Genomic DNA, 15191 nt, shown 5'->3' on the forward strand with positions numbered 1-15191 from the left:
AGACCGGTCACCCGGTCGCCTGGCTTCAACGACCGGACGTTCTCCCCGACCTCGATGACCACGCCAGCTTCTTCACCGCCAATGGGAGCGCGGTGATTGACCATTCCGAGTGACACGAGCACGTCCCGGAAATTGAGCCCGGCGGCATAGGTCCGAATGCGCACGTGATCCGGATGAAGCGAATCATCGTGATGGCTCGTCGGGGCCAAGACGATGTCGTCCAGACTGCCCGTCCGCGCCGTGGTCTCCAGTTGCCAGCCGACATCACTCGGCGGAACCAGCAACTTCTCGCGAGTGTTCACCAACCGCGCGTGGAACATGTCCGAGCCGCGCTGCGCCGCCTGCGTTTCGTCGTGCCGACCCGCGGAGGCCACGGCACGGCTGATCGCATCGAGATCGGTCGCGGTGCTGTCGAGGAGGCAGAACCGTCCGGGATGCTCGTTCTGCGCGGTGCGGACCAAGCCCCAGACCGCTGCCTGTGCGGGACGAAGAACCCGATCGTCCTCCGCGACGATGTGGGCCTGACGGGTGACCAGGGTGAGGGTGCTCTGCTCGAAGTACTCTGAGGCGAGCCATTCCTGGACGAGAGCGAGGGCCGTTTCGGTAGCGGCGGTCACAGCCTGCGGGCAGGAGCAGTCGCCGCTGCCATGCGCGCATTCGCTGTCGAACAGGGACGGCAGGACGATCACTTCCCTGGGCGCATCCATCCCTTCATTGATTGAAGCGGCCAATTCGTCCAGCCTCGTGTAGGCGGTCTCGTCATGGGCAAATTTGTCGCCCAGGAATACCGCGTCCGTGACCGGGTCTGCTTCGAAATCTGGGAACGGCTGCCATTCCAGATGGAAGAGATCGGATGCGGTGGGCGCGACGGGAGCCGACGGCGCGATGTCCCCCCTCAGGGCGCGGAGGGTGAGTTCCTCGATGGTGATGACGGGTTGGCCTGTGGGGTCCGTGGCCTGGAGGGAGACGGTGTCGGGTCGTGTCTGGGTGAGGCGGACTTGGAGGGTGTCGGCATTGGTGGCATGCAGCCGGACTCCGCTCCACGAGAAGGGCAACCTGGGAGCGCTGCCTTCGCCATTTTCGGTGTTGGCGGCCAATGCATGGAGTGCGGCGTCCAAGAGTGCGGGGTGGATGCCGTAGCCGGTGACGGGAGTGTTGTCGGCGACCTGAACACGCGCTCGCAGGACGGCGTCGTCGCGGTGCAGCTCGCGGAGATTCTGGAACGAGGGACCGTAGCCGTATCCCTGCTCGGCCAGCTGCTCGTACAAATTCGCGATATCGACCTGCTCTGAAAGGTCCTCCTTGTCGACGGGCGGCGGGACGGTGCCGTCGTCCGGGCCCAGAACGCCGGTCGCGTGAGTCGTCCAGACGGACTGTCCGCGCTGCGGCCGTGAGTGGACGGTGAAGTCGCGTCGTCCTTCGTCGTCGGCCGGGCTCACGGTGACGTGCAGATCCCACGACTCGTCGCCGGAGAACACCAGCGGAGATTGCAGCGTCAGCTCCTCCACGGCCGGGCAGCCTGCGGCGAATCCCGCGTGAAGCGCCAGGTCAACGAACGCGGTGCCGGGCAGGAGCGGGGTTCCGCGGACGGCGTGGTCAGCAAGCCAGGGCTGGGTTTCGAGGGAGAGGTGAGCGGTGGCCTGCCAGGTGCCATCGGGGAGCGTGGCGGCGGTGGCGAGCAGCGGATGTTCGGCTGGTCGCAGCCCCAGCTCGGTGATGTCCCCAGGACCCTGGTTGTCGGCGTCGAGCCAGAAGCGGGTGCGCTGGAAGGGATAGGTGGGCGGCGGGTCACTGGGTTGGTGATTGGTGTTGTGCCAGGCGATGGCGATGCTCGTAGTGGCGTGAACGTGTGCGAGCGTGCTGTGAAAGGCAGTGGTCTCGGATTGTTTGGGATTAAGCGTGGACTGGATTGTGGCCGTGGTAGAGAGGGTTTGGTGGGCGACTGTCGTCAGGGTGGGACGGGGCCCGATTTCGAGGTAGAGACCGGGACGGTGGGTCTGGTCGAGGTAGGTCAGTCCGTCGTGGAAGCGGACGGCGTCGCGGATATGCCGAGCCCAGTAGCCGGGGTCGCTCAACTGCTGTTCGGTGGCGCTGCTACCGGTGCGGTTGGATACGATCGGAATGGTAGTGGGGTGATAAGTGAGCCCGTCCGCAACCGCTTGAAATTCGTCCAGAATCGGATCCATCAGCGGTGAGTGGAAGGCGTGACTGACCTTCAGCCACTGATACCTGATCCCCTGCTCATCCAGGTCGCCAGTGACATGTTCGAGAGCGGTGCGGCCTCCGGACAGGACAGTAGAGTCCGGCGAATTGGTCGCGGCAACCGAGATCGGGTCATGCTTTTCGATTATGGGCTTTAGGGCTTCTTCGGTGGCGTGGGCGGTGAGCATTGCACCGCCAGCCGGAAGTGAGGCCATGAGGCGGGCGCGTGCGGTGATGAGAGTGGCGGTGTCGGTGAGTGTCCACAGCCCGGCGAGGTGGGCGGCGGTGAGTTCACCGATGGAGTGCCCGATGAGGTGATCAGGAGTGACTCCGTGGTGTCCCAGCAGCCGGTACAGGGCGGTCTGTAGCGCGAACAACGCGGGCTGCGCGTAGCGGGTGTTGTTCAGCAACTCCGCATCGTCCCCGAACACGACGCTCTTGAGAGGCCGGTCCAGGTGTAGATCGACCGCCTCGCACACCGCGTCGAACGCCTCGGCGTAGACCGGCGACACGCTGTGAAGCTCCTGCCCCATGCCCAGGTGCTGGCTGCCCTGACCACTGAACATGAACACCACACCACCACCACCGCCGTCCTGGAGGGTGCCGGTGACCAGGGACGGGTGTGGCCGATCGTCCGCTAGCGCCTGAAGGGCCGCTGAGGTCTCGTCGCGGTCATCGCGGCCTGTGACGATAACGGCCCGGTGGCTGAACAAGGCACGCTTGTTCAGAGGTTCGACGAGTTCGGTCGGTGCAAGGCCGGAATGCTCCGCAAGATGGCCCTTCAGCCGCCCGGCGGCATCCCGCAGTGCGCGCGGGCTCTTGGCTGACAACGGAATGGCGACCACGGGGCCAGCCGACGCCTCAACAACGTCCTCGACGGACGTCTCGGGCGCGGCTTCCAGAATGAGGTGTGCGTTGGTACCGCTGATCCCGAACGACGACACTGCGGCCCGACGCGGCCGATCGGTCTCGGGCCAGGGTTGTTTCTGATCCAGCAGGACGACATGCCCGGTGTCCCAGTCGACATGGGGCGACGGCTGATCAATGTGCAGAGACGCCGGAAACGTCCCGTGCCGCATCGCCTGCACCATCTTGATGACACCCGCGACCCCGGCCGCGGCCTGCGTGTGCCCGATATTCGACTTGATCGACCCCAGACGCAACGGCGACTCGGCGGTGTGGTGCCGCCCATACGTGTTGAGCAGAGCCTGCGCCTCGATCGGATCACCCAGACGAGTGCCGGTGCCGTGTGCTTCGACCGCGTCGACCTCGTCCGCCGTCAACCGCGCATTGGCGAGGGCCTGCTCGATGACGCGCTCCTGCGACGGCCCATTCGGCGCCGACAACTGGCTCGTGGTCCCGTCCTGGTTGATCGCCGAGCCCTTCACAACCGCTAGGACGCGATGCCCGAGACGTTCGGCGTCCGACAGCCGCTCCATCAGCAGCAAGCCGATGCCTTCGCCCCACCCGGTCCCGTCGGCGGCCGCGGCGAACGACTTGCAGCGCCCGTCCGGCGACAGCCCCCGCTGACGGCTGAACTCCAGAAACACCGAGGGCGTGGCCATCACGGTGACACCCCCGGCCAGCGCCATCTCGCACTCACCCGACCGCAGCGCCTGCGCCGCCAGATGCATCGCGACCAGCGACGACGAGCACGCCGTGTCCACCGTCACCGCAGGCCCCTGGAACCCGAAGGCGTGCGCGACCCGCCCGGACGCGACGCTCCCCGCGCTCCCCTGCCCGAGATAGCCTTCGATCTCCTCGGACTGACGGCTGATCCGCGACCCGTAGTCGTGATACATCACGCCGACGAACACCCCGGTCGAACTGTTGCGCAGCCCTTCCGGATTGATCGGGGCACTCTCCATCGCCTCCCACGACACCTCCAGCAGCAACCGCTGCTGCGGGTCCATGGAAAGCGCCTCACGCGGGCTTACGCCAAAGAACTCGGCATCAAAGTCCCCCGCATCATGCAGGAATCCGCCGTGCCGCGAATATGTCGTGTGCGGAACATCAGGATCGGGGTCGTACAGCCGATCGACCCGCCACCCCCGATCATCGGGGAATTCCGAGATCGCGTCCCGCCCCGCAGCGACCAGCTCCCACAGTTCCCCCGGTGACCCGACCCCGCCCGGATACCTGCACGACATGCCGACTATCGCGATCGGCTCGGTCTTCTCCAGCTCCAGTTCCCGCACCCTTTCCCGGGCATGGTAAAGGTCGTTGGTAGCCCGCCGCAGATAATCGCGAAATTTCTCTTCATTCGACATGACTATTTTCCTCGTCCGCGCAGAGAGACTCCTTCGGAACATCGTAGCGACACCCCCTAATAGAGCCCTTTGACGCCTCTAAAGCCACCCAGTAGATCCCGCAGAACGACACCCCAACCGAATTCCCGAATCTGCCCGAAGAACGTCACCGAAGTCAGTCAGGACGATCACATTGACGACTACGCGCGAATCAAGCGCGTCATGAGTGCCCACTATTGACACAGAGGGGCCGGTGACGGCAGTCTCAGCGCCTGCAAGAAGAACTCGTCAGTGGTGAGCTGTTTCAACCTCATTCGCCCTTGGCGGTGCAGGACGAGGATGGCTCGGACGATGGCGGTTGGACGAGCATCGCTTTCCCGCAGGGATACCGGAGAAGTCAGGACTTCACACCGCGCGACGCGATCGCCTTCCTCGGGGCAGGCTTGGACGACGGCCAATGGGACGCCTTCTGCCGCACCGTCAACCCGAGCGCGCAAAACGCGTGCCACCGCAACCCCTTCACTGGACACGACACCACTGACTCGGGACTCAAACCCGCCCTCATCGGCGGCGGGATCGCCGCAGTCGCCATCGGCCGCGCGGTCCTTTGCATTTCCGACGACTGTGAATCCGGCGCCTTCGAGTCGGCCGGATCGAGAACGAGATGGGGAATTCAGTTCAGGAACAGAGACGGCGACCTGCACGGCGTGTCTGGAAAATCGTCACCTTATCTCGAATACAGAGTCGCGCCACCGTCAGGTGTTCGTGGCGCCGGGCCGCTGCGGGTCGTCGTCGACCCCCAGACAGGAGCGACCTACTATGCTTGGGCCCACTACGGGGACTCGGGTAACCCGGCATTTGTAAGGATTCGGTGACGTGCTCATGAAACTCGCCTCAGGGGTGTCGATTATCGACACCGTGGACGCCGAAGAGGTCGCGCAGGTGGCAAACCAAGCAGGATGCGTCCTGTACCAGATTTCCATGGCCGGCCGATCTGGACGCGAATCCTTCTTCGCCGCGATCAAGGACGCTCTGCCACTCGATCCACCGATCAGCGGGGCCAGGAGTTGGGAGGCGCTCGCTGATTCCCTTTGGGAAGGGATACACCAGAAGAATCATCGTTGCGCGGTCATACTATGGTCCGATGCCACGACGATGGCCGAAGAGAGTCCACGCGACTTCGCGGCGGCTGTCGACGTCCTGACAGACGTCGCTCGACTACTCGGAGATCCTGATGCGGCCGCTGGGCGGCCGACTGACGTTTGTGTATATGTGGCCAAGAGGACGAATACATAGCTTGAAGACGACACCTGTCGGTACCACCATCGCCGGAATCACAGCCGGGGGCGGCGTGCGAGGTCGCCTCCGGCGGATGGGATGAAGCAATGCGCTGGTTGAACGGCGGATTGCTCAACACCCGGTCGACGGAGGGCTTCCCTTGAGCCCGAAAGGCTTCAGCGGACCGGACTCTGGCATCCCTGACGCGACCGAATGCCAGCGCGGCGACCGCCGCAGCGGCGGCCGCGATCACCAATACCGCGAGCGCGCCGGGTTGACCCAGCCTGGAACTATCTCGACGACCACGTCTCCCCGATGATACCTCGTGCTGAGCGGCAAATAGGCCGAGGAGACCGGGAGTTGGTCGTAGTTCCCCGCGTAGTCGCAGGCCCGATCTCTGAGGAATTTGCCCGAATACCAAACGGATGCGGCAACATACAACGCGCCGTCCCCCTGGGCCGCTGGTCACAGCATGATCGCGATGCTCTGGTTGGGGTTGGGACGTAGAGAGACCCCTGGTAGACGGGTTGATCACCACAATCACGTCGCCTGAACCAGAGGTCTCTTCGTGCTGTTCTACCGCGCCGCCCTGGATTTGTCGCGTTCAACGCTGAACTACGTTGCCGGGCTGATCCGCCGTCGACGCAAGACGATCAGGTCGGCCAGGCGACTGCTCAACCCCGGCCAGCAGGCGCTTCTCGTCCTGGCCTAGTTGCGCAAGGACGAGACGTTCGCCGAGATCAGCGCCAGGTTCGGGGTGTCGGCGACCACCGCCTGGAGGTATGTGGAGGAGACCATCATGCTGCTGTCGGCCCGCTCGCCCAAGCTCGCGCGGGCGTTGCGGAAGGCCGCCCGAGACGGGTTGACCCATATGGTGCTGGACGGGACGCTCATCCACACCGACCGGGTGCGGGCGGACCGGCCGTACTTCTCCGGCAAGCACCGGGGTGCACGGGATGAACGTGCAGGTGATCGTCGGCCCGGACGGGACGATCCTGTGGATGTCGGGCGCACTGCCCGGCAAGGTCCACGACCTGACCGCCGCTTGCGTGTGGGGGATCTTGCGGGAGTTGGACAAGGCCGGAACCCTTACGCTGGCCGACAAGGCCTACCAAGGCGTGGAAACAGCGGTCGTGATCACGCCCTACAAGGGCAGGGACAAACCTGAGTCGCAGAAGCGGGCCAACCGCTCGCACGCCAAGCTCCGCACGCCAGGCGAACGCGCGAACGCGCAGCTCAAATCATGGCGCATCCTGCGCAAGCTGCACTGCAACCCGAGCAAGGCCGGCCACATCGTCAAAGCCATCGCCGTCCTACAAAACCACCGCGGCGCCCAGACAACCCGAGGATGAAATGGGTTCAGTTAAGAGTGTCGGTGGGGTGTGCCGGCGGTGTGGTTGTGAGGATCAGCGGACCAGCCGGGCAGCGGGCCGCACCTGCCTGCGGCTGCAAGCGGAGCGTAGCCACGGGAGTTGGAATCTGTGGCTGAGGCTCGGTGCGGGGCTGGACGGGTAGCGCTGCGGGTCCGGGGGGCGGCTACCGTACCCGCAAGGCTGCGGAGGAGGCCGAAGGTGGCGGGCAACCAGGACATCCTCACGTCTGCCCTGGTCAGGGTGGTGGGTCGCGTGGGACTCGAACCCACAACCTACGGATTAAAAGTCGGCTGCTCTCGTATCAGAACAGTGCTCTCAGTGTCAGACTGTACCGCTCCGTCCACATCCAGCACCATCTCCGTGCTGCCACATCCCGCTCCGTGCCAGTCCGGTTCGAAACCGCCGAGCAGACAACGAGCCGACGTGGTCGGACGCCAGTGACTGTTGCGCAATCGGGCGCGGGCGACACGCGCCTGGACGGTCTCTGTCAAGGGTGGCGCCGCTCTCGCGCTCAGGAGCGGTGCTACGGCCGCCATCACTGTCTCTCGGCGCTGTCAACTGTAGAGACCGCGGTCGACCGGGCGGGCTTTTCAGTGTTCGGTGTGGGGTAGGGCCGGATGACTGGTGGATGATGCGAGAGGGTGGCGGCATGATCAGCGCGACAGGACTCTTCCCTCAGACGGTATGTGCAGCCGCTGGGCGTTTGAACGGGAAAGCGTTCCCGCACTGGACGCCCGTGACCGTTGGGCGGGTCCGCGCGCTGGTCAGTTACCGACTCAACGATCGTGAACACGAGCGGCGTGCAGAGGTTGGCTTGGGGGCGATGACTTCGCCTGACGTCCTGCGACTGCTGATCGCATTGCCGCTAGGCGAGCGGGTGTGGTCGGGTGTGTTGACGTCCGCTGATCGCAGGCGCCTGCGGAGACTGGGTGACGGATCCGTTGTCTCTGAAGGGCCAGAGCTGCTCCGGCTAGCGGTGCCTGCTGTGGAAGCGGGGATTGCTCTGGTGGCTGCTGGGTCGTGGCGTCAGGGGCTGGAGGCGGCGGGGCGCTTCACGCCGTTCTGCGTACGGGCGATCGTGCTGAGACGCAAGCCTCGTGACATGGAGGCATTGCGGTTGGAGGCTGACTTCTACGGGATCGGTGTGATCGTGGCCGATGGCTTTGGTCAAGACGGTCCGTCGGTCTTGGTTCCGCCGGCCCCGTTCGTACGTGAGCGAGTCAGCGTAGGCGGCTGGCTCTTCCTGGAGCAGTTGTACGCCACGATCCTGTAGCCCTAGTGATCAGGTGGTTCAAGCTGTGGGTTCCCGCGCCCATTGCTTGAGGACCGGCGTGGGCTTGAATGCCTTCGGTTGGCGAAGTCGTGTGTTCTCTAGTTCGTGTGCGTCAACGGCTCGCCGACAGCGTGTACGCCACCATGCCTGGCGAGCGGAAAGCCCGGTGTTGCCGAGGAAGTTCGGCAGCCAGGCGGTCCATGTGGCGGTGTTGTGGGCGTGCGCGTCGGCCTTGATGGCATCGGTTGCTCCGTGGAACGACGGGAGCGGGGAGTTGCCGCAACGGCGGCATGTACAGGGCGGAGCGGTGTCATTGGCGTAGATGCGTTCCAAGGTGTCGGCCCGCTTGTAGATCATCAGATCGGGGACCAGAACGCTGGGCCAGTTGGGGCCGCCGGCGCGTTCGGCGCTCTCAGCACGTTCCCCGGCCGGTACCAGGTGTCGGACTGAGCCGCCCGCGCCGATGCCGGCGAATGCCGCACCGTGTGCGAGAGCGTCGAACCCGGCCAGGTCGGTGCGCCAGAGGCCGACCGGTCCGACTTCGTGTAGATCGGCTAGGACCGCTCTGAGGTTCTGCGGTGCGTCGGTGAAGTGCCGGAGGGGATCGCGTTGGCCGCCGAGGATGAGGGCGACCGGATGCGGGATCCGTCTGATGACGGCGGCGAGTTGCCGCCGCTGGTCGTTCATTAGCCAGGTCACCGCTACCGGCAACGGGATCAGCACATCGTCGCGCTCGAGTTCCGCGGCCGTTCGCATGATCGCTTTGAGTGCATCGGAGTCGCCTGCCTGAACATAGCGGGTGGGGGCGATGGCCAGGTCCGCGCCGCGTCGACGTTGCTCATCCAGGACATCGCCGAGTTCTCCGCCGAAGAGGACGTCTGCGGGGAGGTCGAACGGGGCGTCGGCCGTGGCGATCTGCTTTTCGTATGGGGATTGGTCTTCCAGAAGCAGGCCGCTGCAAGCCGGACGTAGAGCGGCGGTGTGCCGGGCGGCCTTGGCGTCGCACAGCACCAGACCACTGTGCGCTGTGTTGACCAGTGCCGGCATCGCAGTGACGAAGCGCGGCCGTTCGAGGATCAGGATCCGCTGGTCGAGCAGTTGGGCGGCTTGGCGGGGAGGTGAGGCAAGGACGGGTGCGGAGATGCGGGCCGGGTTGATGCGGTCGTTCATCTGCTCACCTTCACGGGTCAGCGGTGGGCGACGCCCGAGGCGTCGGGGGCTGCGCCCAGCAGGTGGCGCAGGTCGTCGGGGATCACGCCGACCACCGCCGCAGCGTGGTCGATGCCGCGTTGATCAACCAGTCGAGCGGCTGCGTTCTTCATGCGCTGTGGCGTTTCACGGGGGACTTCACCGGGCTCTTTCGTCCGGTAGCCCAGTGCGGACATCTCGATCATGAGGTTGCGGTATTGCCATTCACTGATGGCCGACAACGTCAAAGCGCGCCGGGCCAGCGCGGCCATCGACACTCGCCAGCGCTGCTTGAGCGCGGCGAGCCGGTTGAGGTCGATCGATCCGGTCAGCTCGACACGAATATCGGCAGCCGGCATCAGCAACTCGCTGGCGAACCGGTCGGCCTCACGCTCCTGATCGGCCGACGCACCCGGTACAGGATGCATGACCACGTGCGCCAGCTCGTGGGCGAGCGAGAAGCGAAAACGGTCACCGGGCGCGTGGGCGTTAAGGAAGAACAGCGGCTCTTCATCGCCGTCCCACTGGCTGGCCGCGTCTAGGTCCCGCGTGCTTAGGTCCTGCAGGAGAACTAGCCCGCCCGCGTTCTCGATGACCTCGACCAGGTCGGCCACCGGGCCAGGAGGCATGTTCCACTTGCGGCGCACCGTTCTGGCGGCATCCTCGGGGCTGTCCAGGTCATTGATGGGCACATGTTCGAACCGGTGCGAGGAGTCTGTGGCCAGTAGGCGCCGGCTGTGCAAGCGGCCCATCGACAGCAGAGCATGAATCTGGCGCAGCGCCTGTGCCCCCAGCCGCGCCTTCTTCCGATGATGAACCAGGCCGATGCCGACGCCGTCCACCTTGGCGCTCATGCACAGGATGTCGGCCGGGTAACGAAGCGCCTGGCCGTACCTCGCCAGGCGCTCCCCGGATACCGTCAGCCGACCGCTTTCCGCCTTGCTCACGTAGCCTTGAGACACCGGTTCGCCAGCCACGTTGGTCATTCGCTTGGCCAGGGCCGTCTGTGTCATGCCGCGGGACTCACGAGCGAGGACGAGCATCCCGGCGTCGGCGACCATCTCCTCGCTCACCCACGTCTCCCTCAAGATCGACTATTTTTTCTCAGGATATCACGTCAAAATATTCCCCAAGTCATGCCTTTTGTCTGTGCGGGTTCGTTCAGCTAGCGAGTGCAGGGCCGAGCCGAACTCCGCACAGTCCGGCTGAGGACGGGGTCGCGGATCGTGGTCGAGCATTGCGCGGTCGAACCTCGCGGTGGCGCTCCGCGACCGAGGCCGGGCCGAGGACCTGCGGGAGGCGAGCGCGCTCATCGACGCCGAGATCGAGCGCCGCGTCCGCGTGCACGGGCGCGACCAGCCGCTGACCTGGACCGCGTGGGCGATCTAGGCCGACATACTGCTCGACCAAGGCGAAGCAGAGGCTGACCCCGCCCGTGCGCGGGAGGACGCCGACTGAGCCTTCGAGGTCGCATCGCGCGTCACCGGCTGCGCGTCGCGCGCTACGGCGGCAGCAGCCCCAAGACGCTTACCGCCCGCGCGCGAGGTGCGTGCGCTGATCGCCCTGGACAGGCGTGCGGAGGCCGTGCGGCTGCTGGAGCGCAACCGGCTCATCGAGGAGGTCACCGGACGCGGACGACACGGCGCGACCGAAGCGCTGCTGGCCGAAGCCCTCCGGATCGACGACCCGGACCAGGCCCGGCGCTTCGAGGTCGCGTCCCTCCACCTCCTCGAAAGCCGCTACGGCCCGGACAACGCACGCGTCGCCGAGGCGCGGCAGGCGGCGGGAACGTTGGGCCCCGCCGCCGGTGAGATCACGGCGCCGTGATCGCCGTGATCGTCGTGGACGAGCCACTGGCGGCGGCCCTTGATGAGGCGACCGCGGACGCGGCCACCATGATCGCCAGTACGCCGAGTGCCTGAAGGCACCCGGAGGCCGCCGGTAAACCCCTGGCGCGTCTGTTCGCTCGGCACGGGCGGGACGATGAGGCTTTCGCGCTGCTCCAGCCGCTTCGAGCACTGGTGGCTTGCCACCGCCCCGGTTGAGGTCGCCGAAGGGTGAGGGCGGGACGAGGATGCCAGGTGGTCTATGTGACGCACTCGCCGTCCCACGGAATGTGAGCCAGAACCGCTTCTCACGGTCGCAACCAACGAGATCTATTCCGGCTCGGCGGAGGATGCCCCCTGACGGTGACTTCGTCTCCTGGCGCGGCGGTGTCGTTGAGGACCTTCAGAACGCGCTGGTGGCGGGCGGTGTCGGCCAGCGGCCATCGCGGCTGTGAGGGAGGCCGAGCGCACCGAGCTGGAGACGGAGCGTGATGTCCTAAATAATCGGTGGTCTTCTGGGTGAGAGAGCCGGTGGGCGCGGCGGCCTTCTTCGCCGACCAGAAGACCGGTCACGGCGTGCCTCATGCGATCGTTCCCGTCTCCCACATCGAGGATGCCCACCGTCGCGGCGAGGCCCGCGGATGGCGGCCGAAGTTCCGCACTCGGGCCAGTGGATGGTTGACGCCCACGCTTGGCCGGATGTGATCACAGCAGCTTGACAGTCACGTAAAGGTTCCTTTAAAGCCCTCGCGTCGATCACGGGTGGGGCGGCCCCTAGCTTCGAGGTTGCGGAGAATATTTCGCCACTCTGTTCGAATCCCCTCGGGTGGAGTGTTCCCCAATCTGTGGAGGAAAGAGAACGTGAAACGACCTCGGTTACTCCGTTCGACCCTCGCCGTCCTGACGATCCCGACCCTGCTGGCCGGGCTGCTGGCCCCCAGCGCTGTAGCCACTCCAGGGGCGGTTCCGGCCGCGGCTCCAGTGGCTCAGTTAGCCGCCCCGGCGGCGGCTCAGGCGCAGCGGTCGCAGCCGCAGCCGCTGGCGGCCAACCCCAAGGAGGCCGCAAAGGCCGCCGCCTCGTGCACCACTCCCGCCCTACATGCCGCCGCCGCCAAAGCCAAGCCCGTCACCGCAGCACAGAACGCCGAGATCAACACCAAGCTCGCCGAAGCCGGTGAGAAGCCTGAGAACCTCGAAGGGATGCGGCTCGCGAGCTGTATCAAGGTCGACGACAAAGCCAGCGGCGGCGCGATCGACAAGGCTCTGGCCCGGCTCCGGAGCCAAGCCCCAAAAGCCCGTAAGAGCGCCCACCCCAAGGTTCAGGAGGAACGCCCGATCCCGCAGTGGTGCGTCGAGCACGCCCTGCAAGGCTGGTGGGGCTACCGCAGGGAGCTGTGTCGCATCGGCGCCGCCATGGTGCTGATCTACGTTCGTACACCGAACGGTCAGTTGGTGTACATGGGCAGTGCCCAGGCGCTCCACTACAACTTCACCTACGCGAGCGAAGTCACCGACTACTTCAACAACCAGTTCAGCGTCGAGAGGATCACCTGCCAGCGGCTGGGCTGCCACCCGTTCTCGACCGTGACCGCGGGGGCGTTCTGCAAGGGTGACTGCAAGCTCGACTACACGACGCCGCTGCGGCCCGGCAGGTTCATTGAGGGCATCCGCGGCACTGCTGATTCGGGCTGGCGTAGCCTCTATACCGACGGGATCGGCCATTCCGAGATCACCTGGGAATGGCAGGTGAACTATCCCGGCGCGGTCCCGTCCATCCCGTCGCCCGCCATCGGTCCCGACACCCGCTGCGACGGCGTGTTCGAAGACGATGGCAACGTGGTCGGCGACCCCAAAGACCCCGCCCGCCGAGCGCCGTGGCTTCCGGGCTGCGTGTTCCCGTTGATCATCCCCACCGTTGAGTACTCCAAGACTCCCGGCTTTGGCGAGTACCCCGAGTTCGCCAAGCATGTCGAAGCGGCACAGCAGTCCGGCTTGCCCGGGGCGCCCGGCAAGACGCCGCTGACTCGCCTCCAGAACCGCGCCGACCGGCGGCGCAACGGAGATAGGGCATGCCCGCAACGGCCGACGTGGGAGCGGCCACCTGGCAAGTCCTGTGACGAGTACCCGTTCCGTTCCACCCATCAAGGTGCGTTCACACAGACGCCGCAGGGCAGCGCCCGCACGTTCGCGCCGCCGAACACCTCCTGGTGTGAGATGGACCCGGCCTGGGGGATCGCGACCGGAGTGACCGGCAGCACCGGGTGGTCATCGTGCATGCTCGACGCGGGCCAGAACTCCGACGCGGGAACGAAGCTCGGATTGTTCTATTTCAAAAACCGGGTCCTTGATGGGGACCCCTTCCACGTGAGGATCACACAGTAACCAGCCCGTAACGACCGGCTCGTCCCGCCCCCGCCACCCTCGCAGAACTCTCCGGCAGGGGCGGGACGAGTCCGACGATCCAGAAAGGGGTGGCTGCGATGCCGACCGAAACGATCTTCCCTGAGTACAACCGGTTTCTCATCGGCCCGCCCGGCTGCCCGCCGTACTCAGTCGACCCACCTCCAGCCAATGGGTTGGCCGAGGCCACCCGCGACCCTGCCGGGGCCGTCGCGGTCCGCCTCGGAGTAAAAGACGATCCCATCACCGTCACCGCTGAACTAGCCGACCAGCAGCCCGGCATCGATGCCGAAGCGTGGGAGGACATCGCCGTCATCGGGATCAACTGGCCCGGCGGGTCCATGCAGGTCATCGGCGCCGACGACGTACCGCCATCGTTGATGACGTTCACCCCCGACCTGCCACCAGGCCGGATGATGATCCTCGTCGCTGGGCGGAACCGGGACCACGGAGAAGCGCGCGGCGACCTCGGGCCGACCGAGGAGTACCTGATCACCACATGGCCTGGTGATGAACCGAACCAAGTGATCAAACAGGGGAGCCTCCAGGGGGCGCGCGTCCGCCAGTACCGCCAGGAGCACGACGACGCCGAGGCCGCCGAAGGCAAGAGCTGAGTGGCCGGCCTTCCCGGCTTCCGCGGCATACCCGTGCGGCGCTCGCAACCCCAAGCCGTCGGCGCGGCGATATCGGCGGCGCGGTAGAAGGCAAAGGTCAGCTTGGAGCAGTCGATGGCGACCGGCGCGGCCGCGCCCCGAACGTACGTTTTGTCGAGCTGGGCGCGGGCGAACACGATCGCCTTGGCGGCGGCCCCGCTCGAGGTCGGCGTGGAAGGGAGGGGGCCAGCTGAAGATCAGACCGCATCTGACACCGAGGAGGGGCCGCACGGTCGTATCGCTGTTGCCTGGCTGCTGTTGGATGATGAGGCCCGTCGGAGCTGATGAGGCGTGGCTGGAGCCTGCTGTTTGTGGCCTCAGGTCGGCCCCGGGCGGGCCTCAGGCATGAGGCCAGGTACGCCTGGCAGAGGGTGTTTTGCCCTGGTTAGGGTGTTGGGTCGCGTGGGACTCGACCCACAACCTACGGATTAAGAGTCGGCGCCATTCTATGCTGCCCTTTCCGCGCCGATCCCCATTTCCGTGTCGCCCCGTGTCGTCGCGTGTCGATTCGTTTCGAAACCGCCGAGCCGACAACGAGCCGACACGGCCGTTGACGATCTCGGGCTTCCTCCCTCCTCGGTGCCCCTGTGCCCGACCTAGACGGAGGAATTGTTCGGCATGCGCAAGAGGGGTCACCGAGTGGCGGAGCCGGTGCGGCGACACCGGCCACCACGGCCCAACCGCAGCGAACGGGTGGGTCGCGATGCATTTAGGACGTCTGGACACCACCTGCTCAGAATTCAACTGCC

The 15191-nt window shown here is 65.8% G+C and carries 10 protein-coding genes and 1 pseudogene; 8 read left to right on the forward strand and 3 right to left on the reverse strand.

The features are described 5' to 3' along the window. Positions 1 to 4472: type I polyketide synthase (locus ABD808_RS37240; protein WP_344907879.1), on the reverse strand; the 4472-nt coding region annotated here is incomplete at its 3' end. Positions 4473 to 4777: 305 nt separating this feature from the next. Here ABD808_RS37240 and ABD808_RS37245 point away from each other — a divergent pair. The 4 genes and pseudogenes from ABD808_RS37245 (at position 4778) to ABD808_RS37260 (ending at position 8375) form a co-directional block, all read left to right on the forward strand. Next, complete coding sequence (locus ABD808_RS37245) at positions 4778 to 5326, forward strand: ribonuclease domain-containing protein (protein WP_486303662.1); 549 nt, start codon at positions 4778 to 4780, stop codon at positions 5324 to 5326. Positions 5327 to 5333: 7 nt separating this feature from the next. Further along, complete coding sequence (locus ABD808_RS37250; protein ID WP_344908061.1) at positions 5334 to 5747, forward strand: barstar family protein; 414 nt, start codon at positions 5334 to 5336, stop codon at positions 5745 to 5747. A 550-nt stretch (positions 5748 to 6297) separates the two neighbouring features. Further along, positions 6298 to 7081 (forward strand): annotated as a pseudogene (locus tag ABD808_RS37255) (transposase family protein). 670 nt (positions 7082 to 7751) lie between these two features. Continuing rightward, complete coding sequence (locus ABD808_RS37260) at positions 7752 to 8375, forward strand: hypothetical protein (RefSeq protein ID WP_344907885.1); 624 nt, start codon at positions 7752 to 7754, stop codon at positions 8373 to 8375. Between the two features lie 18 nt (positions 8376 to 8393). Here ABD808_RS37260 and ABD808_RS37265 read toward each other — a convergent pair whose 3' ends face one another. Both ABD808_RS37265 and ABD808_RS37270 read right to left on the reverse strand, forming a co-directional pair. Beyond that, positions 8394 to 9545 (reverse strand): hypothetical protein, encoded by a 1152-nt coding sequence (locus ABD808_RS37265; RefSeq protein WP_344907888.1) that lies wholly within the window; start codon positions 9543 to 9545, stop codon positions 8394 to 8396. A gap of 17 nt (positions 9546 to 9562) precedes the next feature. Then, positions 9563 to 10636: a helix-turn-helix domain-containing protein gene (locus ABD808_RS37270; RefSeq protein ID WP_344907891.1), complete on the reverse strand. Its 1074-nt coding sequence runs from the start codon at positions 10634 to 10636 to the stop codon at positions 9563 to 9565. 184 nt (positions 10637 to 10820) lie between these two features. Here ABD808_RS37270 and ABD808_RS37275 point away from each other — a divergent pair, with 184 nt between their 5' ends. The 4 genes from ABD808_RS37275 to ABD808_RS37290 all read left to right on the forward strand — a co-directional run bounded on the left by ABD808_RS37275 (position 10821) and on the right by ABD808_RS37290 (position 14403). Continuing rightward, entirely contained in the window at positions 10821 to 10952 is a 132-nt protein-coding gene (locus ABD808_RS37275) for a hypothetical protein (protein WP_344907894.1), read from the forward strand. 156 nt (positions 10953 to 11108) lie between these two features. Beyond that, positions 11109 to 11390 carry a hypothetical protein gene (locus ABD808_RS37280; protein ID WP_344907897.1) on the forward strand — a complete coding sequence of 94 codons (282 nt, stop codon included), beginning with the start codon at positions 11109 to 11111 and terminating at the stop codon, positions 11388 to 11390. Positions 11391 to 12220: 830 nt separating this feature from the next. After that, the gene (locus tag ABD808_RS37285) at positions 12221 to 13771 is read left to right on the forward strand and encodes a hypothetical protein (protein ID WP_344907900.1); all 1551 of its coding nucleotides are present in this window, start codon (positions 12221 to 12223) and stop codon (positions 13769 to 13771) included. 98 nt (positions 13772 to 13869) lie between these two features. Next, positions 13870 to 14403: a hypothetical protein gene (locus ABD808_RS37290; RefSeq protein WP_344907902.1), complete on the forward strand. Its 534-nt coding sequence runs from the start codon at positions 13870 to 13872 to the stop codon at positions 14401 to 14403. The last annotated feature ends 788 nt before the right edge of the window (positions 14404 to 15191 follow it).

Origin of the sequence: Actinomadura meridiana (genome assembly GCF_039537545.1) — a bacterium.
In the GTDB taxonomy this organism is placed as follows: domain Bacteria; phylum Actinomycetota; class Actinomycetes; order Streptosporangiales; family Streptosporangiaceae; genus Spirillospora; species Spirillospora meridiana.